This is a genomic window from Shewanella sp. 10N.286.51.B8 (assembly GCF_041469325.1).
Classification (GTDB): domain Bacteria; phylum Pseudomonadota; class Gammaproteobacteria; order Enterobacterales; family Shewanellaceae; genus Shewanella.
This window is the reverse complement of sequence record NZ_JBFRKG010000002.1, coordinates 28,445-52,431: the sequence shown is the minus strand read 5'-3', so window position 1 is coordinate 52,431 and position 23,987 is coordinate 28,445. Positions and strand designations below refer to the sequence as shown.

Annotated in this window: 22 protein-coding genes; 11 read left to right on the top strand and 11 right to left on the bottom strand. The window is 40.3% G+C overall.

What is annotated here, in order from left to right:
• The first annotated feature begins 946 nt into the window (after positions 1 to 946).
• The gene (locus AB4160_RS00690) at positions 947 to 3,406 is read left to right on the top strand and encodes an EAL domain-containing protein (RefSeq protein ID WP_372003222.1); all 2,460 of its coding nucleotides are present in this window, start codon (positions 947 to 949) and stop codon (positions 3,404 to 3,406) included.
• A gap of 74 nt (positions 3,407 to 3,480) precedes the next feature.
• Here AB4160_RS00690 and AB4160_RS00685 read toward each other — a convergent pair whose 3' ends face one another.
• A complete protein-coding gene (locus tag AB4160_RS00685; protein WP_372003219.1) occupies positions 3,481 to 3,834 on the bottom strand; it encodes a hypothetical protein in 354 nt (117 codons plus the stop codon).
• Between the two features lie 13 nt (positions 3,835 to 3,847).
• Entirely contained in the window at positions 3,848 to 4,117 is a 270-nt protein-coding gene (locus AB4160_RS00680; protein ID WP_102436803.1) for a hypothetical protein, read from the bottom strand.
• A gap of 167 nt (positions 4,118 to 4,284) precedes the next feature.
• Here AB4160_RS00680 and AB4160_RS00675 point away from each other — a divergent pair, with 167 nt between their 5' ends.
• From AB4160_RS00675 to AB4160_RS00660, 4 genes are all read left to right on the top strand, one after another.
• Positions 4,285 to 5,802, top strand: a complete 1,518-nt coding sequence (locus AB4160_RS00675; protein WP_303503422.1) for an ATP-binding protein — start codon at positions 4,285 to 4,287, stop codon at positions 5,800 to 5,802.
• A 41-nt stretch (positions 5,803 to 5,843) separates the two neighbouring features.
• Complete coding sequence (locus AB4160_RS00670) at positions 5,844 to 6,539, top strand: response regulator (protein WP_102436807.1); 696 nt, start codon at positions 5,844 to 5,846, stop codon at positions 6,537 to 6,539.
• A gap of 174 nt (positions 6,540 to 6,713) precedes the next feature.
• The gene (locus AB4160_RS00665; protein WP_102436809.1) at positions 6,714 to 7,583 is read left to right on the top strand and encodes a 6-carboxytetrahydropterin synthase; all 870 of its coding nucleotides are present in this window, start codon (positions 6,714 to 6,716) and stop codon (positions 7,581 to 7,583) included.
• A gap of 50 nt (positions 7,584 to 7,633) precedes the next feature.
• Complete coding sequence (locus AB4160_RS00660; protein WP_102436811.1) at positions 7,634 to 8,497, top strand: M23 family metallopeptidase; 864 nt, start codon at positions 7,634 to 7,636, stop codon at positions 8,495 to 8,497.
• Between the two features lie 82 nt (positions 8,498 to 8,579).
• Here AB4160_RS00660 and AB4160_RS00655 read toward each other — a convergent pair whose 3' ends face one another.
• Positions 8,580 to 9,140, bottom strand: a complete 561-nt coding sequence (locus AB4160_RS00655) for a VOC family protein (protein WP_102476610.1) — start codon at positions 9,138 to 9,140, stop codon at positions 8,580 to 8,582.
• Between the two features lie 84 nt (positions 9,141 to 9,224).
• Complete coding sequence (locus AB4160_RS00650; RefSeq protein ID WP_102436814.1) at positions 9,225 to 9,731, bottom strand: murein L,D-transpeptidase family protein; 507 nt, start codon at positions 9,729 to 9,731, stop codon at positions 9,225 to 9,227.
• A gap of 172 nt (positions 9,732 to 9,903) precedes the next feature.
• Between AB4160_RS00650 and AB4160_RS00645 the strand changes: the two genes are divergently transcribed.
• Together AB4160_RS00645 and AB4160_RS00640 are read left to right on the top strand one after the other, a co-directional pair.
• Positions 9,904 to 10,764 carry an ion transporter gene (locus AB4160_RS00645; protein ID WP_102436816.1) on the top strand — a complete coding sequence of 287 codons (861 nt, stop codon included), beginning with the start codon at positions 9,904 to 9,906 and terminating at the stop codon, positions 10,762 to 10,764.
• Entirely contained in the window at positions 10,761 to 12,269 is a 1,509-nt protein-coding gene (locus tag AB4160_RS00640) for an MATE family efflux transporter (RefSeq protein WP_102436818.1), read from the top strand. Before AB4160_RS00645 ends, AB4160_RS00640 begins: the two co-directional genes overlap by 4 nt.
• A 149-nt stretch (positions 12,270 to 12,418) precedes the next feature.
• Here the strand turns inward: AB4160_RS00640 and AB4160_RS00635 are convergent, their stop codons facing one another.
• The 4 genes from AB4160_RS00635 to AB4160_RS00620 all read right to left on the bottom strand — a co-directional run bounded on the left by AB4160_RS00635 (position 12,419) and on the right by AB4160_RS00620 (position 17,168).
• Positions 12,419 to 12,619 (bottom strand): DUF2986 domain-containing protein, encoded by a 201-nt coding sequence (locus AB4160_RS00635; protein WP_372000778.1) that lies wholly within the window; start codon positions 12,617 to 12,619, stop codon positions 12,419 to 12,421.
• Positions 12,620 to 12,842: 223 nt separating this feature from the next.
• Complete coding sequence (locus AB4160_RS00630; RefSeq protein WP_102436822.1) at positions 12,843 to 13,298, bottom strand: hypothetical protein; 456 nt, start codon at positions 13,296 to 13,298, stop codon at positions 12,843 to 12,845.
• Positions 13,299 to 13,450: 152 nt separating this feature from the next.
• Positions 13,451 to 13,807, bottom strand: coding sequence for a glutathione S-transferase N-terminal domain-containing protein (locus AB4160_RS00625; RefSeq protein WP_372003214.1), 357 nt, complete (start codon positions 13,805 to 13,807; stop codon positions 13,451 to 13,453).
• A gap of 199 nt (positions 13,808 to 14,006) precedes the next feature.
• Complete coding sequence (locus tag AB4160_RS00620) at positions 14,007 to 17,168, bottom strand: DUF748 domain-containing protein (protein WP_372003211.1); 3,162 nt, start codon at positions 17,166 to 17,168, stop codon at positions 14,007 to 14,009.
• Between the two features lie 331 nt (positions 17,169 to 17,499).
• Here AB4160_RS00620 and AB4160_RS00615 point away from each other — a divergent pair, with 331 nt between their 5' ends.
• The 4 genes from AB4160_RS00615 (at position 17,500) to AB4160_RS00600 (ending at position 19,355) form a co-directional block, all read left to right on the top strand.
• The gene (locus AB4160_RS00615; protein ID WP_372003208.1) at positions 17,500 to 17,931 is read left to right on the top strand and encodes an N-acetyltransferase family protein; all 432 of its coding nucleotides are present in this window, start codon (positions 17,500 to 17,502) and stop codon (positions 17,929 to 17,931) included.
• An 89-nt stretch (positions 17,932 to 18,020) separates the two neighbouring features.
• Complete coding sequence (locus AB4160_RS00610) at positions 18,021 to 18,722, top strand: DUF445 family protein (protein WP_102436830.1); 702 nt, start codon at positions 18,021 to 18,023, stop codon at positions 18,720 to 18,722.
• An 88-nt stretch (positions 18,723 to 18,810) separates the two neighbouring features.
• Positions 18,811 to 19,161, top strand: coding sequence for a VOC family protein (locus AB4160_RS00605; RefSeq protein WP_372003205.1), 351 nt, complete (start codon positions 18,811 to 18,813; stop codon positions 19,159 to 19,161).
• Positions 19,161 to 19,355: a DUF1289 domain-containing protein gene (locus AB4160_RS00600; protein WP_102436834.1), complete on the top strand. Its 195-nt coding sequence runs from the start codon at positions 19,161 to 19,163 to the stop codon at positions 19,353 to 19,355. Before AB4160_RS00605 ends, AB4160_RS00600 begins: the two co-directional genes overlap by 1 nt.
• A 103-nt stretch (positions 19,356 to 19,458) precedes the next feature.
• Here AB4160_RS00600 and AB4160_RS00595 read toward each other — a convergent pair whose 3' ends face one another.
• The 3 genes from AB4160_RS00595 to AB4160_RS00585 all read right to left on the bottom strand — a co-directional run bounded on the left by AB4160_RS00595 (position 19,459) and on the right by AB4160_RS00585 (position 23,889).
• Entirely contained in the window at positions 19,459 to 19,950 is a 492-nt protein-coding gene (locus AB4160_RS00595) for a GNAT family N-acetyltransferase (RefSeq protein ID WP_303414242.1), read from the bottom strand.
• Between the two features lie 153 nt (positions 19,951 to 20,103).
• On the bottom strand, positions 20,104 to 21,768 hold the full coding sequence (gene asnB / locus AB4160_RS00590) for an asparagine synthase B (RefSeq protein WP_102476607.1): 1,665 nt from the start codon (positions 21,766 to 21,768) through the stop codon (positions 20,104 to 20,106).
• A 438-nt stretch (positions 21,769 to 22,206) separates the two neighbouring features.
• Positions 22,207 to 23,889 carry a M28 family metallopeptidase gene (locus AB4160_RS00585; protein WP_102436840.1) on the bottom strand — a complete coding sequence of 561 codons (1,683 nt, stop codon included), beginning with the start codon at positions 23,887 to 23,889 and terminating at the stop codon, positions 22,207 to 22,209.
• Positions 23,890 to 23,987: the final 98 nt, after the last annotated feature.

Genomic DNA, 23,987 nt, shown 5'->3' with positions numbered 1-23,987 from the left:
ATCAACGGCCTGTCACGCCGGGGGCGAGGGTTCGTCTCTTGATAAGAGTAAGTCCGCTCCGCCAACATTACGATAAGCCCTGCTAGCAATAGCAGGGCTTTTTCGTATCTGTTATTTAAAGAATGAATAATAGTGACCTGCTAAAGTAGTTTGCTAAAGCAGCGGTAATTCAGTTGCTTAGACGCTTGATTAGAGATCAACGGCCTGTCACGCCGGGGGCGAGGGTTCGTCTCTTGATAAGAGTAAGTCCGCTCCGCCAACATTACGATAAGCCCTGCTAGCAATAGCAGGGCTTTTTCGTATCTGTTATTTAAAGAATGAATAATAGTGACATGCAAAAGTAGTTTGCTAAAGCAGCGGTAATTCAGTTGCTTAGACGCTTGATTAGAGATCAACGGCCTGTCACGCCGTGGGCGAGGGTTCGTCTCTTGATAAGAGTAAGTCCGCTCCGCCAACGTAAAGACGAAAGCCTATACAGCAATGTAGAGGTTTTTTTCGTTTTGTAATTTAATTATTTTCAGCTTTATATTGATAAAGAAAAAGAATGTTAGCTGAGTTGTCTGTGCCTTTAGAATATGACTTTTTCGTTGTCGAATTCAATTAAATATCTGCCGCTGAGTAGAACTATATTATTGAAATTATGTTTCTATGAAGTTTTATCATCGTAAGCCAATAGTAGTTACAGTATCTCGATCAGTTTATCAAGCCTATTTCAACCGTTTGCACTGTTTTAAGTAAAGAACAGTACCCTCAACTGTAACCCTCCCTTAAAACAGCATGCCAATATCAGTATCTTATAAAATCATACAAATATTTAAGTGGTTTTTTATCAGTTAAATGATCTAGCTAGCAGATCCGCGGTTTACTGATTTATTAACTTTCTGTGTGGCTATATAATCAAATGTATATATAAGTGTAAAGTCCAATAAGTAGGTTCTTTTTAGCAATGCATACAACTCAAAATATCAAAGCTTATTGGCAAAAAACCTTAGATATAACGGCAAAAGCACTGAGTACTGATGTGTGTGCCTTTTTGTTAGATGCTCAGCAGATGATGCGTTATGTGGCATGTAATGAAGAAATCATCGATAGAGATTTACGCGAATTACAGCAAATTACCACTCCAGTCATCAATAATATTCCTTTATCGGAATTAGCCACTAATCAAGTCATATCAATAACCCATAAACAAAAACAATATAGTATCCATCTGCAACCTCTTGTTGATGATTACGGTAAACAACTGGGCTGCTTTTGTGCGATTTATTCTAAATTGTTATCTAAAGATTTTAACTTAGCTTTAATTAATCTCACTGTTGATAGCCTGGAACACTCTTTATCTAAGCTTCACTCCCAACAGGAACAATATCAATCCATTAACTTACAGAATTTCATTGATGCTTTTAGTGAACATATTTGGGTAAAGGATCTTGACGGTAAGTATATTGTTTGTAATCAGAGTATAGAAAAAGCTTGGAATAAAAAGACGGGTCAAATAGTCGGTAAAATGGACCATGATCTATTTGATGTTGAAACAACAAAGCTTTTTATCGAGACCGATAACAGTGCGATTTTGGCAAGAAAACCGATTGTAGTGTCTGAGTGTGAAGGCACAGATCCAAACAATAACCGTCACTGGTTAGAAACGGTTAAAGCGCCATTAATCGATAATACAAATACTATCCAAGGCGTTATCGGTATTACCCGAAATATTGGTCGGCATAGACAAAATGAAAAACAATTGTTACTGGCCGAAAGTGTGGTTGAGAACACGATTGATGGTGTATTAGTTACCGACAGAGATGGCAATATAACTGAAGTTAATAGTGCATTTTCCAATATTACCGGCTTTGAACGTGAAGAGGCTATAGGTCAAAATCCACGTATTTTAAATTCCGGCAAACATGATGCTGAGTTTTTTGCCAAAATGTGGAATACTTTGCTAGTAAAAGGTAAGTGGCGTGGCGAAATTTGGAATAAAAGAAAAAACGGTAACATATTCCTCCAAGGAGCTACCATTAATGCGGTTTATGGCCAAGATGATACTATTAATTTTTTCGTAGCTGTATTTTCAGATATATCAAAGCAGAAAATTAACGAAGAAAAGCTCGAGAATTTAGCTTATTACGACAACTTAACCCAATTACCTAATCGAATTTTATTACGGTCTAATTTACAAGTTCAAGTTGAGCATGCGGCAACTAAACAATCTCAACTTGCTGTTATAATGTTCGATATTGATTTTTTCAAACATATTAACGACAGTTTAGGTCACGAGGTGGGTGATAAACTATTAGTTGAAGTCGGCCGCAGATTATCCAATATCAGTCATGATCATTGTACTGTTGGCCGCCTAAGCAGTGACGAGTTTGTGCTTGTTTTAAATGATAATACTCAGAGTGATATGGTGGCATCCCGTGTAAATCATATTAAGTCTCTAATAGAGCAGCCATTTAGATTTGATGACAGTTCTTTAATTCGAATTACCGTGAGTATGGGCGTTTCAGTTTTCCCCCATGATTCTGTAAATAGCGAAAACTTATTACAAAATGCCGATACAGCGTTACATATAGCAAAACAAAGTGGTCGTAATACAGTAACCTTTTACGATTCAGCTATGACAATGAACTCAGTAGCGCATTTGAAAATCCAAAATGCTTTACACGAAGCCATTCAAGAGCAGCATTTTCATTTAGTTTATCAACCTAAATTATCGTTGAGTAGTGGTCAATTGGTGGGACTAGAGGCGTTGATCCGATGGGAGCATCGGGAGTATGGTTTTATTTCACCAGCTGAGTTTATTCCTATTGCTGAAAAAACCGGTTTAATTCACGAAATTGGTTTAGTAGTACTTCGAATGGCTTGTCTTCAAGGCAAGCAATGGCTTGATAATGGCTATCATTTTGGTCGGATTGCCGTTAACGTTGCCAGTATACAATTTCAGCGCAGTAATTTTATCGACAATGTCGCAATGATTTTGCAAGAAACTGGAATGCCTGCTAGTTGTCTTGAGTTAGAGATGACTGAAAGCTGCATGATGTATGAACCTGAAAAAGTGATCAGTGATTTAAAACGCTTGGGGGACATGGGAATTCAATTATCTGTTGATGATTTTGGAACCGGTTATTCATCGTTAAGTTACCTTAAAAAGTTACCTATTAATGTGCTTAAAATCGATCAGTCTTTTGTCTGCGATATTCCATTTGATAGTCATAATACCGCAATAGCCAAAGCTATTATTGTGTTAGGTCATGCACTTAATCTCGACATCATTGCTGAAGGGGTAGAAACTAAAGAGCAAGCGGCTTTTTTATTGGAAAATGGCTGCGATCAAGCACAAGGTTATTATTTTAGTCGTCCGCAATTAGCATCAACACTCACGCCTCTCTTAACAAACAGTAAATAAAAGTCCTTAAATTTTGTTTATAGGCGATTATTTAAGGACTTTACTGTAATAGAAAAGTCCACTTTTAAACTGATTTATGCGTATATATCTATTGTGTTGCTGATATCATTTTCGGTTGAAGTGTTTGCTATTTCAGTTAACGTTATTAGAAATACGTCTCCCATATCATCTTTTGATAAGGTTTCAGCCATAGGTTTTAGCTCATCTAACGCTAATTTCAAAGACTCATGCTGCTCTGGGGTTAATGCACTTAACATTGATGAAATATCAGCTTGTTGTTCTTCAGTTAAGGTCGATACTGCTTTTTCTAGTCCTGGTGGAGTGCTTCCAGGTGGCGGTGGACCTTGTGGTCTTTCAGGCTTGCTGCTTGATTGCGTGTTTAGCTGACTTTGTTGTGCCGAGATGTTATTGCTCATTAAGACTTGCATATCAGGCTCCTATTTATTGACCACGTTTTTGTTTATGTTCTGGCGGTGTGTGGTTATTAGGTACAGCAACGAGTTCTTCATCGATTAAAATACAGGTGGCTTCGATTTCATCGCCTTTTGGCGTCGTGAAGCTAACTTGATCTTCAGCGTTTTTATTTTCACAGATTGCATAAGCTTCTTGTGGTGGTTTACGCATTTGACGGTTTTTTTCTTGTGCGATGATATTGGCTGACATCAATGTCAGTAAAGGAATAAGGGCAAGTAAAGAGGCTATTCTTTTCATTTTTAATCCATCCTAGTGATAACGATATGACTTTTTATTAAAGCCTTTGTTTGATTCATCATTAGGTTAGCAATTAAATATGCAGTAATTGTGCAGATTTCATGGAGATTACAGCCAAGTCATTGTTGTTGCTAGTTTGCAGCCTTGTAGGTCGATATACTTAGTTTATGAAAATATCAAAGAAATTATTTTTAGCCTTTGTGGGCTTAACTAGCATAGTGTTACTTGCGACGTTATCGTTAGCAAGGTGGAGCTTTGATCAAGGCTTTCTAAATTATATTAATACCCTAGAACAAGAACGTTTAGCTCGTTTATCAACTGCAGTGGCTGATTTGTATCAGCAGTCAGCTTTTAATTGGAGTAACATTAGCTTAGACCAATATAAGCAATTACTCAGACTACATTCACCAGGGCCGGCTCCAAGGCATTTGGGGCGAAATGATTCATTGTCGAATAGGCAAGGTATACCACACCCAGATCGAAGACCGCCACACTTATCTGAACATCGAAAACCCGCTAAAGGCTTTGAGCCAGAACACCGGCAACCGCCGCCTCATAAAAGACCCGACAGCAAAAGAAGGGATAGAGAGGTGAAGCCTCAGGTGCGCTTTGGACCTCCTACAGCAATTTACAACTTAGAGAATAAGTTACTTGCCGGCGTGGCTATCGATGACCGTAATAAGGCAACTTATGTTCCTGTTACCTATAAAGGAGAGCTTATTGCTAAGTTATATAGCTCACCAATCGTTAAGGTTAATAGTGAATCTGCAGCTATTTTTTCGCAACAACAGCTTTGGACCACACTCTGGATAGGTTTGGGCTGCTTGTTATTGGCAAGTATTATTTCATGGCTGTTAGCTCGGTTCTTATTAGTGCCAGTGAAAGAGGTGGTGAAAGGTATTTCCTTTCTTTCAAAGGGGAATTACAACGAACGTTTTACTCAGCAACGTCAAGATGAATTAGGTCAATTAATGAATGACATTGACCATTTAGCGATGATTTTAGATAAAAACCGTACTGCAAAAAATAGATGGTTTGCCGATATATCACATGAGCTTCGAACCCCCTTAAGTATTTTGTGTGGTGAAATTGACGCCATTAAAGCGGGAATTCGTCAATTTGATCAACAACAACTTGAGTCACTAGAGCAAGAAGTCATGCGCATCAAACATCTAGTCGATGATTTGTATCAGCTGTCTTTATCTGATGTCGGTGGACTTAAATACAATATCCAACCGATGGATCTCACTGAGTGCATTTCAGAAACAATAGCCTCATTAGGCAATAAAATTTCTGCTAAAGGGTTAGGCTACCGTTTTAACCATATTGAGCCGGTATTAATCAATGCTGATAAAATGAGAATTCAGCAACTAATTTCTAATGTTTTATTAAATTCAGTCGCTTATACAGACTCTCCAGGTAGTATTGATGTCGATTTAATTCAGCAAAATACCAAGGTGCTGATATTAATTAATGATACTAAACCTTCAGTAGCGACAGACGATTGCGAGCTACTATTTGAGGCGCTTCATCGACAAGATAGCTCTCGGGTGCGCCGCAGTAATGGCGCAGGCCTTGGACTCACGATTTGCCGAAATATTGTAGAAGCCCATAAAGGGACAATTACCGCAAGGCCTTCTAATCTTGGCGGTTTATGTATTGAGATTGTATTGCCATTGGCCTAGCTACTTGGCTGTTGTTACAAGTAACGGAGTATTCATAGACCATGAATAATCATTATCAAAATAAACGCGTATTGATTGTAGAGGATGAGCCCAAAATAGCCCAAGTGCTTGTGGATTTTTTAACCCTTGAAGGCTTTGTCACTACGGTTTTACACGATGGGCTTGATGCTGTCGCAAGGATCCAAAATGACGCTATTGATTTTGTCATTTTAGATTTAATGTTACCGCACAAAGATGGCTTGACTATCTGTAAAGAAGTGCGGTCATTTTCAAACGTGCCTATTTTGATGTTAACTGCGCGCGTTGAAGAGATTGATCGTTTAATTGGCTTAGAAATTGGCGCTGATGATTATGTCTGTAAACCTTTTTCAGCAAGGGAAGTGGTAGCAAGGGTTAAAGCAATTATTAGACGAATGGAGCCTAGCGCTCAACTTGCTGAAGATGAAATAGCCTATAAGCATCTAGTGATAAATCTTGAGCGTTTTAAATGCCACGCTGCTAGCGTAGAGGTCGATTTAACCCCCGTTGAGTTTAGGCTTTTGCATACTATGCTTAAAAGACCGGGCGTGGTGCATTCCCGTGATAGTTTAATGCAAGTTTGCTATGTCGATGACCGCGTTGTGAGCTCTCGCACCATTGACAGTCATATCAAAAACTTACGTTCAAAATTATTACTCAATAATAAACAAGCTGATTTACTGCACTCTATTTACGGTGTGGGTTATAAAATTGAGTAGTTTTCCTTTTACCCCTATTAATTGTGCTTATGAGTTTTTTACTATATTTGCTGATGTTTCTCGCGCCTTGGTCTGCTTTTGTTTAGAATAGCTTTAATTTTAGGATCCCCTTAGCCATCGCTATTTGGGACACTTTTAAACTGAGACGGACTGTTTTTCTGTCTAGGAGCTTGAATGCAACTGTTTGTAAAAGATTTAACCGTAATCGACTTTTCTTATTTATGTCCAATTCGGGGCATGGTGGGCGAAAGCTGGATTGTTGATGTATTGCTTGATGGTGGTTTAGATGAGCAAAATATGGTGCTCGATTTTTCTAAAGTTAAAAAGACCATCAAAAGCACCATTGATGATGTAGCAGATCACCGACTATTAATACCTACCGCATGCAGTGACGTTCGTTGGCAGCAGCAGGGCGACAGAGTATGGATGGATTTCACCAGTCAGCAAGGTGATATTCATCTGGCATGCCCATCACAAGCCTTTGCGCTTATACCTACTGAAGTTATCGATTTTGAAAGCGTTAATGCCTTTTTAATTAAAGCATTACGTCAGGCACTGCCTGATAATGTTCAAGGCATTAGCTTAACTTTGCGCACCGAAGTGCTTGAAAGCCCTTATTACCACTACACCCATGGTTTACGAAAGCATGACGGTAACTGCCAGCGTATTGCTCACGGTCACCGTAGCCCTATAACTGTGTTTGAAAACGGCATTGCTGCGCCTAAATGGGATAAATACTGGGCCGATCGCTGGCAAGATATTTACTTGGGCAGTGAAGAAGATGTTGTCTCTGTGCACGCCTTAGCATTATCACCGCAAACCCGTATCTCTGATGACAGCCATTTGGGCTTTCATTATCAAGCCCCACAAGGTGACTTTCAATTGGCAATGCCCAAAGCGAATTGTGACATCATTCCCCACGACACCACCGTTGAGTTGTTAGCACAATTTATTGCTGACACTATGGCTGCTAAATCTCCAGATTCTGTGTTCAAAGTCATTGCCTTTGAAGGTGTGGGTAAAGGCGCCATCGCCGTTAAGTAAACTTAGCATTTTGAGTGTGAGCTGAATTAGCAAGGATTAAGGTTATTTATATGTTTTTGAAGGGATTAAAACTATCTTCATTGGTTATGGTTACGCTGTTTTCTGTTGCCAGTTATGGCAGTATTAATTTACAAGGCAAGTTAGAGCAAGGCGCGTTAGTGCGTGGCACTGTTCCTGCTGGTAGCGCAGTCAAGCTTAATGGCGAAGTGGTAAAAGTGACTCCAAAAGGCCAATTTGCTATTGGTTTTGAGCGCGAAGCAAAAACAGAGCAGCTGCTAGAAGTGACTTATCCTGATGGGTTAACACAACTTAAACCACTGACAATTGCGAGCCGTGAATATAAAATTGATCGCTTAACCGGCATTAGTAAAAAAATCATGCAGCCAGATCCTGTGGCGCAAGCTAGAGCTGCAAAGGACTCAAAGCAAACTCGCGCCGCACGTAATGTGTTCAGTGAGCAAGATGCCTTTATGCAAGCGTTTATCTGGCCGGTAACTGGCAGGATTTCAGGGGTTTATGGTAGTCAGCGAGTTTACAATGGTAAGCCGGGTAACCCGCATTATGGTGTAGATGTTGCCCGTCCTACGGGAACGGTTGTCGTGTCTCCGGCTGATGGGGTTATTACCTTATCAGTGCCAGATATGTTCTATTCAGGTGGCACGTTAATCATTGACCATGGATATGGTATTAACTCGACTTTTTTACATCTGAGTAAGTTATATGCCAAAGAAGGTGATGTGGTCACTCAAGGCCAACCACTAGCTGAAATAGGTGCAACAGGGCGGGTGACTGGACCGCATCTCGATTGGCGTTTGAACTGGTTCCAAAAGCGTCTGGATCCCGTGTCAATTGTGCCGTCAATGGAGAGTGTGCTTGCGGCTGAAAACAAGGCTAAAACCGCAGAAAAGCAATAAGCCAATATTACGACAAATAACCCTTCTTAAACAGGGCTGGTACTTAAAGCCGTTATGTTAATAACGGCTTTTTTATGCCGTTTTAATTTAGCTCGCTCGCAATAATGGCTTCGATCCCTAATGGATGCACTTTGACGCAAATGCCCTCGGCTTTAAAGGCAATTGTGGGATTGGCTAAGCGTTCATTATCCCCTTTAGGCGAGCTTTGCTTAACTTTAATGGCTGTTTCACCAGCGATGATAGGGGCGAGTGTCGGTACTTTTTCAACTAACTCGGTAACTAATTGCTCGCAGGTTTGTGCAGTAGAAGGCATGACTAGCTCAACATGTTCCCAGCCTTCAACGGGATAGCTTTTATCTGATGGGTAGGGCAGCTCAACACAAGTAACGTTTTTATCTGCCAGTGTCAGTGGCTGGGTCAGTTTAATGATCAATATCGGTCGGCCGTTAATCATATTATTCGAAATCACTTCACCGTGCTCACTGAATTGCTCTGTGAGTAATTTTGCTTTATCTGCGTCATTGACTCTTAAAGCGCAGTGATCACATTCAAGAGACAGTTTATCTAAACCAAGTTGGCTAATGAAGGCCTCAATGCGTGCGCTAAATTCTGGCCAAGTTTCTATTAAATAAGGGTAATTCATCGGTAGTATCCGTTTGTATAGGCTGGAGTATTAGTCGCACTCAACCGCTATCACGATATTGTTAATATTATTAAGCTGTGAAGGTTAAGGCCAAATTTCGATTGGGGTGCCTTCTTCGATGACTCGCCACAACTCATCCATTTCTTTATTAGTCACCGCAATACAGCCGTTAGTCCAATTGTATTGCTGAGCTTGTTCAGGGGGTAATTCTGAGTTGGGGTTTTGACCGTGGATCATAATCATGCCGCCAGGACTAACACCTAGGGCATTGGCACGTAATTTATCTTCTTCATTAGGGTAAGAAATATGAATTGATTTATAAAATGCACTGTCTGACTTTTTATAGTCTAAAACATAGCGGCCTTGGGGAGTGCGTTGATCGCCTTCTTTAAATTTATGGCCTTGTGGGGCATCGCCCATGGCAATTTGATAGGTTTTTAATACCTTGCCTTGCTGGTAGATAGACATTTTAGCTTCTGACTTGTTCACAACAACTAAATCAACTTTTGCTTGAGTTAATTTATCAACAGACGCAAGAACCGTACTAGACTGTAAAATGACGATAAAAATAAGGGATTTAACCAAGCGCATGCAGACTCCAAAAAAGCAGGATTTTCTAATTTGTTTTATGTTAATAATGTTAACATGAGTATCAGTTCAAAATATGCTTCGCATAAAAATGATTAGAGCAGATATCGTTAGTGATAATACCTTACTTTTTCCTTAGGGCGGTATTAAATTTAAGTGGATTGTAGAGTAACCCATGACGTTAGAAGATAAACACGATAACCATTATAAAAAGCAAATCCGAACCATTATATTTGGTACCGACACCCCTTTGGGTAAAGGCTTTGATATAACACTGATTATTTGTATTTTACTCAGTGTAACGCTGATTGTCTTAGACACGATAGATAGCGTTCATGCTCAGTATGGCCAAGCGATTTATTACGCTGAATGGGGGTTTACTTGGTTATTTACCTTTGAGTATTTGCTGAGAATATACGGCTCACTTAATCGCTGGTCCTATATGCGTAGCTTTTATGGCATTGTGGATTTAATGTCAATTCTGCCAAGCTTTTTAGCGCTGATTATCCCAGGAGCCAATATTTCATTGGCCTTTAGAGTATTACGGTTATTCAGAATTTTCAGAGTGTTAAAGTTATTACGCTATTTAAGTGAAGGCAATATTTTACTTAAGGCGATGATCCACGCTAGACGCAAAGTCTTCATCTTCTTCTTTTCAGTGAGTCTGATTATTATGGCGCTGAGTGTGGTGATGTATGTGGTTGAGGGGCCAAGTAACGGGTTTACTTCGATCCCTAAGTCCATGTATTGGACTATCGTTACCATAACCACGGTTGGATATGGTGATATCACTCCGCAAACCAATTTAGGCCAAGCCATTGCATCGCTGACCATGTTGATAGGTTATTCTATTATTGCGATACCAACTGGAATATTAACTGCTGAAATTTCCCATGAAATGGGCGCAGAAAGAGAACTGAATAAAGATTTAAGAAAATGCAGTAACTGCGGCGCTCGTGGTCATCAATTACATGCATTGTTTTGCCATCACTGTGGCAGTGAGTTAGAAATCAGCAACCTTGAAGGGGAGTCATGACCGAAGCTAAATTTGTTCAAGGGCCAATATTTCGTCATATATTGGTTATGAGCTCCACCGCCGCAGTGGGAATTTCTGCGCTGTTTGTGGTGGATTTATTAGATATCTTTTTCCTCAGTTTGCTCGGTGAGTTGGAATTAGCTGCCGCCGTGGGTTATGCCGGGGCGATTTCTTTTTTTACGACTTCAATTGGGATTGGTTTATCCATTGCGCTTGGGGCGCTTGTCTCCCGTGCTGTTGGCGCTAAAAATATGGTGCTAGCTAAAAGAATGTTGCTTAACAGCGCGTTGATCTCTCTGCTAACCAGTATTTTTGTTGCGATTGTGGTGTTTATATTTATTCCCGAGTTACTGGCTCTCATTGGCGCAACGGGGAAAACAGCGGTGTTGGCGCAAAGTTATCTGCAAATTTTGGTGCCTTCTTTACCTTTTATTTGTTTAGCTATGGCGTTAGGTGGCGCTTTAAGAGCCATTGGCGATGCGAAATTGTCCATGTTGTCTACCTTAGCGGGTGGCGGTGTAAATCTGGTACTAGATCCGATATTCATTTTTGCCTTAGGGATGGGCATTGAAGGCGCAGCAATTGCCTCAGTTATTGCCCGAATTGCGGTATTTGTGGTCTCTGCCAGAGGGGTCATTGTGAAGCATAAGATGTTAGGTCAGTTTAACCGTCAGCATTTTGTTGAAGATATTAGCATTGTTTATTCCATTGCTCTGCCTGCGATGATTACCAATGTGGCGACACCAATTGGTAACGCGGTGGTCACTAAAGCGGTTGCTGATTTTGGTGACAGTTATGTTGCTGGTTGGGCGGTGCTTGGTAGGTTAATCCCCGTAAGCTTTGGGATGATTTTTGCTTTAAGCGGCGCAGTAGGGCCTATTATCGGGCAAAACTATGGCGCGCAAGAATTTGAACGAGTAAAAGAAAGCTTAACTAAGGCGATTCAATTTTGTTTTGTTTACGTGTTAGTGGTGTCGTTATTGCTGTTTTTATCCAGAAATGTGATTGTGTCAGCCTTTGATATGAAAGGTGACGCGGCAGATATTATTTTGTTTTTCTGTAAATACATTGCAATATTTTTCGTGTTTTCAGGGGTGTTATTTGTCGCTAATGCCGCATTTAATAATCTTGGTAAACCCAAATACTCAACTTTTTTTAACGTAGGTAAAGCGACCTTAGGCACCATTCCTTTTGTTTATTTTGGCGCGCAAATGGGCGGCGTATACGGCGTATTAATTGGTCAAGCGATTGGGTCTATTTTATTTGGTGTTGGCGGAGTGTGGTTGGGTTATCGTTTGGTTGATAAGCTTCAAGCGGCTTCACAAGGGCCTCAGCAGCTAATTAAGCCACAGACCATTGATGATGAGATTGAATTAGAAATGAGCCCGACCAGCTCACCGCAGTCGTCATCATATATTCAGTTAGCGCAATTAAACGAAGAGCCATTGTGTGAAGAGATTGTCCGTGATGGGGATTTAGATAACCCGCGAACGCCGAAAAGCTAGTGCATCACAGATTGACTCAAGTCGCTGTCTGAATGCTGCCTTGTAAAACTCAATGGGCAACAAGATGTAAAAAGCCCTCAACATAGTATGTTGAGGGCTTTTTTAATAATCTTTTTATAAAGGTCTTTTTATAAAAACCTTTGTGGCGATTAAGCTTGGGTATTTTCCTTGGCTTCAAGCACTTCAGCTGCAGAGTTGTTGTCTGCTGCTAACAATTGTTGCTCTTCTTCTAAAGCAATTCGCGCTCGCTCAGCTTTTGAAATATAGCCAACCTTTGGATTTTTTTGCGGATTATCCGGCGTAATTTTATTTTTTTTTGCTTTAGCCCGCTTGGCGGTCTTTTTTATCATTAGCTGTTTTCTGTTCATGATACTTGGTAACTCTTTTAAAAAGTGCCAGCTGGGCACGATTTGGAAAATAAAATTAGCTAGTGGTGCGCTAAGCTAAATGTCTTGAATAGCGCTAAGTTTAGCGCAATCTACTATGGGTATACAGTATAACTGCGTTATTTATTGATCTTGTGCTAGTTAGGCAGTTTGAATGTTAATGTAATTAACATTTAGGCACCGAAGGTTAATACTTACGGCTAAATTTCTGAATGTCGGCTGCAGTTGCACCATCATTGCATTCGCCTCGAATCTCACCTCTGCCTTCACTGACATTGCGATGAAGTACAATATAGCCTTCTTTACAGTAGCCATTCATATCGAGGGTTTTCTCTAGACCTAAATCCACCTGAGCACTCCATAGCGCCAAAAAGTCGGCTCGACGCTCCTGTTCTCTTGCATAACTGCGGGCATCTTGCTTACGGCGATCAACACGCTGCTGATGTGGCAGTGGATCTTCTATACCGCGGTCTGTTGCATTAGCGACCTTAGCTTTATAAGTAAATAGTTTGATGCCTTCCCCTTTTATTGATGAGCTAAAGGTATCTCTATATTTACCTGCGAATAATTCGGGATCGGGTGCTTGGGTTGCACATGCACTGAGGAGTAATGTACTGGTAAGCGTAAATAAAAACTTGAACACTAAATTAATCCTTCTGGATTTTATCTGTAAAAAATAGCTGTCAGATATTGGCGATGGATGATTGGGGGCTTGAGGCTGCTTGTTATCAAGGGCGTAAAACAAATGTACTGGCTTAAATCAATTCAAGCCAGCAGTTATCTCAATAAAAGCGCTTAAGCGTATTGTTTCGATAAATAAGCAATAATGTCCTTAGACTCATACATCCACTGAGTTTGACCATCTTGTTGTATTTTTAAACATGGCACTTTTAAGTGACCGCCTTCATTAACCAGTTGCTGTTTATGAACGTCTTGTTTGGCATCAACTGTAGCAATATTAAGGCCTTGGCGGCGAATTGAACGGCGCACCTTAACGCAAAAAGGACAAGCGGCATATTGATAAAGGGCTAACGACTTTGTTTGCTCATCAATTTTAGCTTGTTCAATGATAGGTCGCTGACGCTTTTTAGGAGGGAAAACAAAGTTAAGTAATAAGATGATACGGCCAAGGATCCAACGAATGGCAAACATACTGCTTCCTTAAATATTCAGTTTTAATAATTGATCTTGTTATTTTATGTAATGGATTAAACAGCTTTTGCGATAATCCATTTTTACCGCAATCCATTTTGTCACAGTTTACGTGATGTTTATCACAGAGAACAGCACTGTATCTATTACAGTGCTGTTCTAAAATGTTAGTGACGCTCTGTTTTGAATCGAATTTTACTTAGTTAGCATCCAGACTTAAGGTCGCTAAGGCCGCATTTTTGTCGGTATTGACTCTGCTTTCTAAAATAAACACTCGACTTGGGTCGATTTGAGCCTGCTCTACCAAAAAGGTTTTAACCGCGTTAGCACGTTGCTGAGCTAATTCGCCGAGTTCGTCTTCTGAGATATCTTGCTGATTAAGAGTAAAGTTATATAAAGCGATGTGCCAGCGAGTTTGAAGCTCGACACTGTCAATTTGTGGGTGCTCTTCACTAATGGCTTGTTTAATTAACTGCGGATCTAGTTGTAAATCTGATTGATATAAAGCTATTAATGCGTCAGTTAATGGCCCTTGCTGAGGGTATTGGCTAGCAGATAAATCCGCCGGTAATTCCTCTGCGGGTATTTGTGCTAATTGCGCCAGCTTTTGATGTAACTGCTGTACTTGCAAGGCTTGTTGGTCGTTAACTAAATCAACGTCACCTCTAACATTAAGCTTCAGTAGCGGTCTATCGTTAAGGGCCTTTGCCAGTGATGTTAATGTGCTTTGCTGCTTATCAGTAATATCAAATTGACCATAATCAAATGCAATTTTATCCATCTCGTCATCATCACCGCCAACTAAACCTGCCAACAGTGAAAACGGCGCTGTGATGGCTTTGGTAATGACGTTAGTGATAGCGGTCATCACAATGCCGCCAATGCTGAAACTTGGCGAGTCTAAATCACCATCAACATCAACCCCGAGGTCTATCACACCATGTCGGTCTTGTAATAGGGCAATGGCTAAGGTGATAGGCAAAGAAGTGGCGAGGGAGCTATCCGTGGGTTTACCCAGTTGTAATTGATCAATAACCAAATGATTACTACCCACTAATTGATTATTTTCTAGCTGATAATTAAGCGCTAGCGACAATTGGCCCTTGTCGATGTAATAGCCCGCGTAAGTACCAGAATAGGGGTTAACTGAAGTGAGCTCCACCTTATTAAAGGCTAAGTTTAAATCAAGGTATGGGTTAGCTAATAGCGGGTTTACATCGCCTTTTAACGTCACAGGGGCATATTTATCGATTTTACCGGCTAAATCAACTGAAGCTCTAGTGTCTGGATTGGAAGATAATTGGGTGATCTCACCATTAAGTTGCTCAATTCCTGAGGCAAAGTTTGGTGTTAATGAATTATCGGCAAAGAAGGCGGAGCTATCTTTAAAAGCAACTCTATTAATCGATAAGTTAAATGCTGCTTCAGTGGTATCTGAGGTGGCGACTTGGGCGTTGATTTGCGCTTTTGCCTCATTGTTTGAAGATAATGCGGCCTCTGCAGGTGCTGTTGCAGGTGCTGCTTCGGTGACGATCGTACTATCAGCGGGCTGAACTTGGCTAACGACTAAATCGGCAATGTTAGTGCTTCTATCTTCAGCAATGATCAAACGGCTAAATAGGGTATCAAACAAGATTTCATCAATGGACAGGGATTTAGCGTGTTGATCAAACTTAAGCTCACTAACAGTCATCGCTTGCCAGTTTAGCAGTGGCTGTTTAAGCAAATTATCTTTTATCTTTAAATCAATGATTGAAGCTTGGCCTTGATAGATTAATTTATCCTTAGTATCGGCACTGATATGACCTTTGGTACTGAAAAAACCGGATTCAAGGGTGATGTTCATAAATGGCGATATATAGGGCTGTAACTTGGCTAAGCTGGCATTTTGATAATCAAGTTCGGCTTCTAAATTGATATTTTTAGCATCAAATTGGCCGCTAGAATCAATGCGGCTTTGATTATTGATATCAACGCCCAACTGGTAGCTTAGGGGTAATGATAGATCAGATTTAAATTGCTCTGTTGACAGTGATAAGCCACTAAACAGCCAATAATTTTCAAGCTCAGTGGCAACACTTTCAGTGACTTCAATTTTATAGTCACTTAGGTTCAGTTTATTTAACGTGACTAGCCATTGTGGTTCACTTTCAGTATTTGAGTTTGGCTCAATGACGTCAGTGTTAGCGTTTTTAGGTGCATTAATCGTTGAATTAGCTGCAGGCTCTGAGGTGCCTAAAATGTGCTCAAGCTGTTCAAGTTTTGGTGAGAATAAATTCACGAAATTGATATTCTCTGGCGCTGCAGTAAGCCAGAAGTCAGCATTGTTTGTTTGCAGCTCATTGATATCAATGCTGCGCTTGGCCGTTGATACGGTTATCCCATTAAGAGCAAGTAAACCAATACTGGCGACGTTTCTGTTAGCATCTTTGGCGGTTAAATTTTTTAGGGCAAAATCAGTGTTTGTTAGTGAAACTTCTATTGGGGTGTCAGGGCTTTTTTGCGTGATTAAAAAGGTGCTATTGAGCTTGATATCAGCTGATGTCAGGCTAGCCTCAAATAAGCTATCGACCAAACGCCAATAAGGCGTTACTGACAGTGAATTGACATCCAATTGGCCACTAACTATCAGTGGGCTAAGTTGCACTTGGCCATTGAGGGTAATTTTACCGGTTTGATTATCATCAAGCTTCAATGAAAATTGATTGGCGTTAGTGCTGCTATCTAATAGCGCCGTGGTGCTAAATTGCTTTAGTAATATTGATATCTCGTTATAGCTTAAAGCTGAATCGGTAATGGCATCGGTAATCTTAATATTTGCATTGGCAAAAGTGAAATTGTTGATGTTGAAGGAGATAGGGTCACTGTCATTGGGCTCTGGTTTAACTTCTTCATCAATCGAATTGTTGGCTAAGGTGGTGACAATATCTGAAAAATTATATTGGTAAGCACTATTAGAACCGTTAGCGCTTGACGCAAATCTTGCTAAGGCGACATCAGTACCATCAATAGTCAGGTAGTCTAGTGATACATCTAAGTTAAAAAGAGACTTCCACACCATAATATCGGTGGCAATATGGTTAATGTGCATGAAGGTGTTAGCTGTGTCATCTTCTGCGATATTGATGTTATCGACACTCAATTCAAAGCTGAAAGGGTTAATCTTGATGGCTTCAATGCTGACATCTCTACCGAGTAAAGCTGATAGGCTTTTAGGCAGTTGTTTTGTTGCGATAAAAGGGATTAATAATCCTAATATCATGACAAAAATCAGATACAACATCGCAGTGTAAATGACGATTTTTTGGTAACGAGGGCGCTGTTTGAATGCTAATGTTAACGCTTTTAAAGATGACTTCATAAACATCGAGCCTATTGCTGAATAATGGCTATAGTTGAATTTAGACATTTTAACCAAATTAAGGTTCAGTTACTCGTCGGTTTTAAAACTTTTTTACAATTTATCTTCATTTGCTTTTTAAATAGACAATTGCGAGGTTACAAATTAAGCTTATGTATTAATGAATAATTTCTTCATTTAGATTTTTGGGCTGCTGTGGTATCAAATTACCTGTCTTGGTTAGCTATATAGATTAATCAATGCTTTATCTCGTGGTGTAATAGCCAAGGGTAATTTCTTACTCAGATGTAGCAACTGTATGGTTTGATTCTTTTAAAAAAAGGATGCAAGGATGCAAATTAGACTCGCTTCTGAACTTGATCTCAATGTTCTAGTCACATTATTTGATGATTATAGGCAAAGTTTAGGCTTTAATGCTGAACCGCAAAAATGTCGCCACTTTGTTACCTCCCGTTTAGCTGAAAATGATTCGATGATATTCGTGGCGTTAGAAGATGAACAAGCATTAGGCTTTGTTCAGTTATACCCATCCTATTCTTCTTTATTATTAAAATCGGTTTGGTATTTTGATGATGTGTTCGTTGCTGAAGAGTTTCGAGGCAAGGGGATCGCGACTGCTCTGCTCGATAAAGCTAAAACGTTAGCACTAGGCACAGAGGTCCTTTTTGTAAAACGAACTCAGGTCAATAATAATGAGCTAAGCTCAAGCTTGACGAATATGACTGAAGTTGAGGGAATGTACCTTTACCACAGTGAACCTTAGTTATAAATTTTATTATTGAGTCAGCCCCTAGTATAACCTTTGGAAATTGATAAAATGCCAAAGGTTTTTTTATGTCCGAGGATTTTAGATTGAACAAGAGTTTAATAGTCAATGTCATCGCCGCTGCATTAGTTGTTGCGGGGCATTTTTTAGCTTTACCAGTGGTTTTTACTATTGGTTTATTTGCCTTGTCAGGCGCAGTGACAAACTGGCTGGCAGTGCATATGTTATTTGAAAAAGTACCAGGCTTATATGGCTCAGGTGTGATCCCATCTCGCTTTGAAGAGTTTAAAGGTGGCATTAAGCATCTGATGATGGAGCAGTTTTTTACTCAAGAAAATATTGATAGATTACTGACGGAAAATAATGCTTCAGCAATAGACTTAACACCCGTTATTGAAAAAGTGGATTTAGAGCCATCATTTGATGCGTTAATCACTACAGTAGAGCAATCCTCATTTGGTGGAATGCTAGCAATGTTTGGCGGTACAGAAGCTTTAATACCGTTAAAAGAGCCTTTTATCGAAAAAATGAAGCTATCGCTGACTGACCTTGCTCAAAGTGAAGCGTTTAATCAAATCCTTATAAACGAGTTAGAACAGCCCAACGTGATGGCGGACTTACAAGCGAAAGTCGCAAATATTGTTGAGCAACGTTTAAATGAATTAACCCCAGAAATGGTTAAAGATATTATTCAAGAAATGATCCGTAAACATTTAGGCTGGCTGGTTGTTTGGGGCGGCGTATTTGGCGGTATCATTGGTGCTGTAGCGGCGTTAGTACAAGCGTAAGTTTTCTTGCTTTGCTCGATTAATAATCGACAATAGTCCTAATCTCCACTACTTTATAAGCGAGTGAGTTTAAATTGAAGGAGTGCCAATGTCCCAGCATCATAAGATTAACTATATCGAATTACCGGTTAAAGACTTGATCAAGACAAAGGCATTCTTTACCGAAGCATTTGGTTGGCAATTTAAAGATTACGGCCCTGAATACAGCTGCTTTTTAGATGTAGGTATTGAAGGCGGCTTTTATGTTGCTGATGAAAACTTCAAGGTGAGCCGTGGTAGCCCACTTATCGTGTTATACAGCCAATGTTTAGAAACTAGCCAGCGGAACATTATTGCTGCTGGTGGCAGTATTGTTAAAGGGATATTTAACTTTCCTGGCGGAAAACGATTTCATTTTGACGATGTTAACGGCAATGAATATGCCGTTTGGTCAGAATAATGATCGCCTCCAGTGGCCCGAATGGCCCACGTAATCCTTGTATGGCAAATTGCTGCTTAGATGAAGCTGATATTTGTCTTGGTTGCCACCGAAGCTATGATGAAATTCTTGCTTGGCATACTATGAATGATGCTGAAAAATTGGCTTTAGTTGATAGTTTAAAAATTAGGGCAGAGCAAAGAAAGCCCTATTAATCGAGCGATTAAATTTATGCTGATTAAAAAGCGCTGCTAAACGACATGTTTAGCAGCGCTTTTTGGATAATGGGGCTTTTAAATCATCATGGGTTTAGAGTTATTATTCGATCTCAGTTTTGAACAGTTTGAAGCCGCGAGCTTGATAATTGAGTAAGGCACTAGGATGATCTAAAGAGCAGGTATGAACCCAGACGCGTTGGGTGCCTGAAAGTGCCCATGCATTCTCAATGGCTTGGCTTAGTAAATAACCGCCCATTCCTTGGCCGATAAAACGATTGCCTAAACCAAAATACATGATTTCAACGTTACCCTGTGCTTGTTGTTGCAGCTCAAAGTAGCCCGCTGGTGAGCCTTGAAAATAAGCCACATACAGATGCAAGTTGTCAGCCTCGCTGTAAGCTTGCCATTGCTCATCAGTCCAAGACAACTTGTCGGTCCATTGCCAAGCACTCCCCACAAACTGATATAAAAATTTATTAAATTCAAATTGTTGTTTTTCAGCTTTGATGACGGTGAGATCTTTAGCATCTAATTTGGGATTGAATTGTTCAAGGCAAAGCATTTCAAGATGAAAAATGGAAACGGCAGTCATAGTGGCTTTTTATATGGTGGAAGTTGTAGCTGCAGTTTAACTGGAAACGAATAAAGTTTGAATTGAATCATTAATGAAAATTGGTGAACAGTAACTAAAACAGCCACCTATAATTTAGATGGCTGTTAAATGACTTATGACACTAGATTATGCTTAATAAGCACTGTCATGCACATTTTTAACGGCACGGCCTGATGGGTCGTTAATGCCTTGTAAGCTTGCATCCCAAAGTAAGGCTTCAGGGGTTGAGCAGGCTACCGTTTTGCCTCCTGGCACTGTTTCGGCTGCGGTTTCTAGGGGGAAGAACTCTTCAAAGAAACAGCGGTAGTAATAAGCTTCTTTAGATTCTGGGGTGTTGTATGGGAATCTAAATTTAGCATTTGCGAGCTGCAAGTCATCAACTTGTTCTGCGGCAATATCTTTTAGGCCGTCAATCCATGAATAACCAACACCATCACTAAATTGCTCTTTTTGACGCCATACCACTTCATGGGGAAGAGCGTGTTCAAAGGCTTCACGTAAAATGTTCTTTTCAATGCGGCCATCTTTAGACATCTTGGCTTCGGGGTTAATGCGCATTGCCACATCCATAAACTCTTTATCTAAGAATGGTACACGGGCTTCTAGTCCCCAAGCTGCCATGGCTTTGTTAGCACGCAAGCAATCAAATAAATGTAATTTATCCAGCTTTCTGACTAATTCTTCATGGAATGCCTGTGCATTTGGCGCTTTATGAAAATACAAGTAACCACCAAATAATTCATCAGCCCCTTCGCCTGACAGTACCATTTTAATACCCATAGCTTTAATTTTACGGGCCATTAAATACATAGGTGTCGCCGCACGAATGGTGGTGACATCATAAGTTTCTAAGTGGTAAATCACTTCTTTAATCGCATCTAAACCTTCCTGGAAGGTGAAATGAATTTCATGGTGAATAGTGCCAATTGAATCAGCAACTTTTTTGGCAGCGATTAAATCTGGTGCGCCTTCAAGTCCCACTGCAAATGAATGCAGTTGCGGCCACCAAGCATCGGTTTCACCGTCGTTTTCGATACGATGCTTAGCATAAGTTTGAGTAATCGCTGAAATTACCGATGAATCTAGGCCGCCAGATAACAATACCCCATAAGGGACATCAGACATTAATTGACGTTTTACAGCGGCTTCTAGCGCATCACGTAATTCTTCTTTGCTGGCTGGGTTATCTTTTACTGCGTCATAATCGCACCAGTCACGGTGATAATACTGGGTTAAATCGCCATCTTTTGAGAAATGGTAATGGCCTGGTTTAAATTCTTCAACGGTTTTACATACTGGCATTAGAGCTTTCATTTCTGATGCAATATAGTAGTTACCTAAGCTATCGCGGCCTGAATACAATGGAATAATCCCCATGTGATCACGGCCAATTAAGAAGGCATCTTGAGTTTTATCGTAAAGCACAAACGCAAAAATACCGTTTAATTTATCTAAAAAATCGACACCGTATTCTTGGTATAAGGCCAAGATAACTTCACAATCAGAGTTGGTTTTGTAGCGGTATTTGTCGCCTAACTCAGCTTTCAGTTGTTTGTGGTTATAAATTTCACCGTTAACCGCCAGCACAATGGTTTCGTCTTCACTGATTAATGGCTGAGCGCCATGATCGACATCGACAATGGCAAGTCTTTCATGGGCAAGAATGACTTTATCATCGGCATAGACACCAGACCAGTCTGGTCCACGGTGACGCAATAGCTTAGACATTTCTAAAGCCACTTGACGCAATTCTTTAGCGTCTGATTGGATATCTAAAATCGAAAAAATTGAACACATAATGTGGCTCCAGCAAATATCAGGTTAAATCTAATTTAAAAGGTCACTTAAAATTGATGATTACAAACTTAAGGATCTGTATCTGAAATCTACTTTGACAGCATTTTTATCAGTGTACAAACTCTTTTGTTGAATTATTCTTGTTAAATTAGCCTTTTGGTGCGGCAAAATCTAACTTTGAAGCTATCAATTTTGAGGATCGTTTAAATATAGTGAGTTTTTGTTGAGGTATCTATATTTAACGGTGTGGATATAGACTCAGATTTTATGATTATGGAATCAAAATTAATAAATAAAAAACCAATAAAAACATTGTTATTTTGGGTGTTATTTGTACAAAAATGCCGCTTTATGATTAACACAAAACGGCATTGCTGATTTTATCTTTTTATTGGCATGCTCAAATTAAGCGCCAAGTTCACGAAAATTTATTTGGCCCTAGTTGGTTATTGACTCAGTTTTCGCTGGTCGAAGGCGATTAAACTCAGAAGCTTCATAGTAACCAGGCCAATCTTGGCTGTTGGCTAATGTTTCTGCCGCTTGGTAGTACACGCTAATATCTTGCAGCGCGCCTGATAAGTCCCACTCTTCACGGTAATGATCACAGACGTTGTGGTAGCAGCCTTTCATTAACTTTTGCATTTGCTGTTTGTATTGGGCAGTTTGCTCATCTAACGGCACACTACCACCACCGGCAAATACAGCTGGGACACCGAGTTTTGCAAAACTGAAATGATCTGAGCGGAAAAAACCACCTGATGCAGGATTGCGTTCACGGGTGACCGTTCTATTTTGCGATGTCGCTATTTCTGTTAAATAGCGTTCAAGTTCAGATTGGCCTTTACCCACTATGGTGTAATCTTGGGTTTTACCATAAACATTGGTGCTGTCTAAATTAAATACCGCCACCGATTTATCAATAGGATAGATAGGGTTCGCGGCATAATAGCGTGAACCTAATAAGCCTTGCTCTTCACCTGTGGTGGCAATAAAGGTAACTGAACGTTGTAAGGGGTTTCCTGCTTTTGCCTGTTTGGCAAACTGGCGGGCAATTTCCATAATACCCGCGGTGCCAGTGGCATTATCAAGTGCGCCATTGTAAATATTGTCGCCGTCTTTAGTTGGGTCAACCCCAAGGTGATCCCAGTGAGCTGTAAATAACACATGTTCATCTGCGGCATCGCTACCTGGTAAGGTGGCCACAACATTGTAACTGTCGGCATACTCTGCCTTGCTGCTAAAGGCGATATCTGCGCTTTGCTTAAGATCGATGTTTATGGCGCTGTTAGCGGCTCTGGCCATTAAAGTATCAAGCTCAAAGCCTGATTTTTTGAATAAGGCAGTAGCGCTGTCCATGGTTATCCAACCTTCAACCGCAATGCGCTCATCTTGTACCGCTTTACTGAATACCAAGTCTTGCTGTGGACCTGTCCAGCTATTTTCAACAACTGACCATGGATATGCCGCAGGTGCAGTATCGTGAATGATGATAGCGCCTAAGGCGCCTTGGCGGCTGGCTTCTTCGTACTTGTATGTCCAGCGACCGTAGTAGGTCATTGCTTTACCGTTAAACTTTTTCGATTCTGGGTTAGCAAAGCCTGGATCATTAACTAATATAACGGCAATTTTACCCGTCATATCAAGACCGTCATAATCATTCCATTGGTATTCTGGAGCGTTAATACCGTAGCCAACAAACACTAATGGGGCATTGCTAATATTGACTCCGCCTTTATCATGGCGGGTGCTTAGGACGATGTCTTTGCGATATTTAAGCTCAATGCCGGCTAAACTGACCGCTTGTTGCTCACTGGCGGTGTAACTGACCATGGGCACTGGTTGTAGATAACTGCCTTGATAAGCCCCTTGTAAGCCCATTTCTTCAAAAGCTGCTGTTAGGTAATCTAAGGTTAATTTTTCGCCGTGAGTTGTTGGCGCTCGGCCTTCAAATTCATCTGAGGATAAGGTTTTAATATCTTGTCTAAAACGCGCTTCATCAAAAGTGATGGTGCTGGTTTCTGCTGCTAATTGCTGACTTTGTAAACTTTGATTGGTATCAGTACTTTGTTGGCTGCAGGCGCTTAAAAGGGTAAGTGCGCATAAGGGGAGTATTTTCTTCATAGGTCTTATTCCTATTGTTATCGTGTTTATGTGTTATTGCAGGTTTACAGGCTATATTTGTAGACGATATTTCAGACAAAACTACAGCGGCATAAAGG

What these genes read in the sequence shown, in the direction of transcription:
- AB4160_RS00690 (WP_372003222.1), top strand. Translation starts at nt 947, where the DNA reads ATGCATACAACTCAAAATATCAAAGCTTATTGGCAAAAAACCTTAGAT.
- AB4160_RS00685 (WP_372003219.1), bottom strand. Translation starts at nt 3,834, where the DNA reads ATGCAAGTCTTAATGAGCAATAACATCTCGGCACAACAAAGTCAGCTA.
- AB4160_RS00680 (WP_102436803.1), bottom strand. Translation starts at nt 4,117, where the DNA reads ATGAAAAGAATAGCCTCTTTACTTGCCCTTATTCCTTTACTGACATTG.
- AB4160_RS00675 (WP_303503422.1), top strand. Translation starts at nt 4,285, where the DNA reads ATGAAAATATCAAAGAAATTATTTTTAGCCTTTGTGGGCTTAACTAGC.
- AB4160_RS00670 (WP_102436807.1), top strand. Translation starts at nt 5,844, where the DNA reads ATGAATAATCATTATCAAAATAAACGCGTATTGATTGTAGAGGATGAG.
- AB4160_RS00665 (WP_102436809.1), top strand. Translation starts at nt 6,714, where the DNA reads ATGCAACTGTTTGTAAAAGATTTAACCGTAATCGACTTTTCTTATTTA.
- AB4160_RS00660 (WP_102436811.1), top strand. Translation starts at nt 7,634, where the DNA reads ATGTTTTTGAAGGGATTAAAACTATCTTCATTGGTTATGGTTACGCTG.
- AB4160_RS00655 (WP_102476610.1), bottom strand. Translation starts at nt 9,140, where the DNA reads ATGAATTACCCTTATTTAATAGAAACTTGGCCAGAATTTAGCGCACGC.
- AB4160_RS00650 (WP_102436814.1), bottom strand. Translation starts at nt 9,731, where the DNA reads ATGCGCTTGGTTAAATCCCTTATTTTTATCGTCATTTTACAGTCTAGT.
- AB4160_RS00645 (WP_102436816.1), top strand. Translation starts at nt 9,904, where the DNA reads ATGACGTTAGAAGATAAACACGATAACCATTATAAAAAGCAAATCCGA.
- AB4160_RS00640 (WP_102436818.1), top strand. Translation starts at nt 10,761, where the DNA reads ATGACCGAAGCTAAATTTGTTCAAGGGCCAATATTTCGTCATATATTG.
- AB4160_RS00635 (WP_372000778.1), bottom strand. Translation starts at nt 12,619, where the DNA reads ATGATAAAAAAGACCGCCAAGCGGGCTAAAGCAAAAAAAAATAAAATT.
- AB4160_RS00625 (WP_372003214.1), bottom strand. Translation starts at nt 13,807, where the DNA reads ATGTTTGCCATTCGTTGGATCCTTGGCCGTATCATCTTATTACTTAAC.
- AB4160_RS00620 (WP_372003211.1), bottom strand. Translation starts at nt 17,168, where the DNA reads ATGAAGTCATCTTTAAAAGCGTTAACATTAGCATTCAAACAGCGCCCT.
- AB4160_RS00615 (WP_372003208.1), top strand. Translation starts at nt 17,500, where the DNA reads ATGCAAATTAGACTCGCTTCTGAACTTGATCTCAATGTTCTAGTCACA.
- AB4160_RS00605 (WP_372003205.1), top strand. Translation starts at nt 18,811, where the DNA reads ATGTCCCAGCATCATAAGATTAACTATATCGAATTACCGGTTAAAGAC.
- AB4160_RS00600 (WP_102436834.1), top strand. Translation starts at nt 19,161, where the DNA reads ATGATCGCCTCCAGTGGCCCGAATGGCCCACGTAATCCTTGTATGGCA.
- AB4160_RS00595 (WP_303414242.1), bottom strand. Translation starts at nt 19,950, where the DNA reads ATGACTGCCGTTTCCATTTTTCATCTTGAAATGCTTTGCCTTGAACAA.
- asnB (WP_102476607.1), bottom strand. Translation starts at nt 21,768, where the DNA reads ATGTGTTCAATTTTTTCGATTTTAGATATCCAATCAGACGCTAAAGAA.
- AB4160_RS00585 (WP_102436840.1), bottom strand. Translation starts at nt 23,889, where the DNA reads ATGAAGAAAATACTCCCCTTATGCGCACTTACCCTTTTAAGCGCCTGC.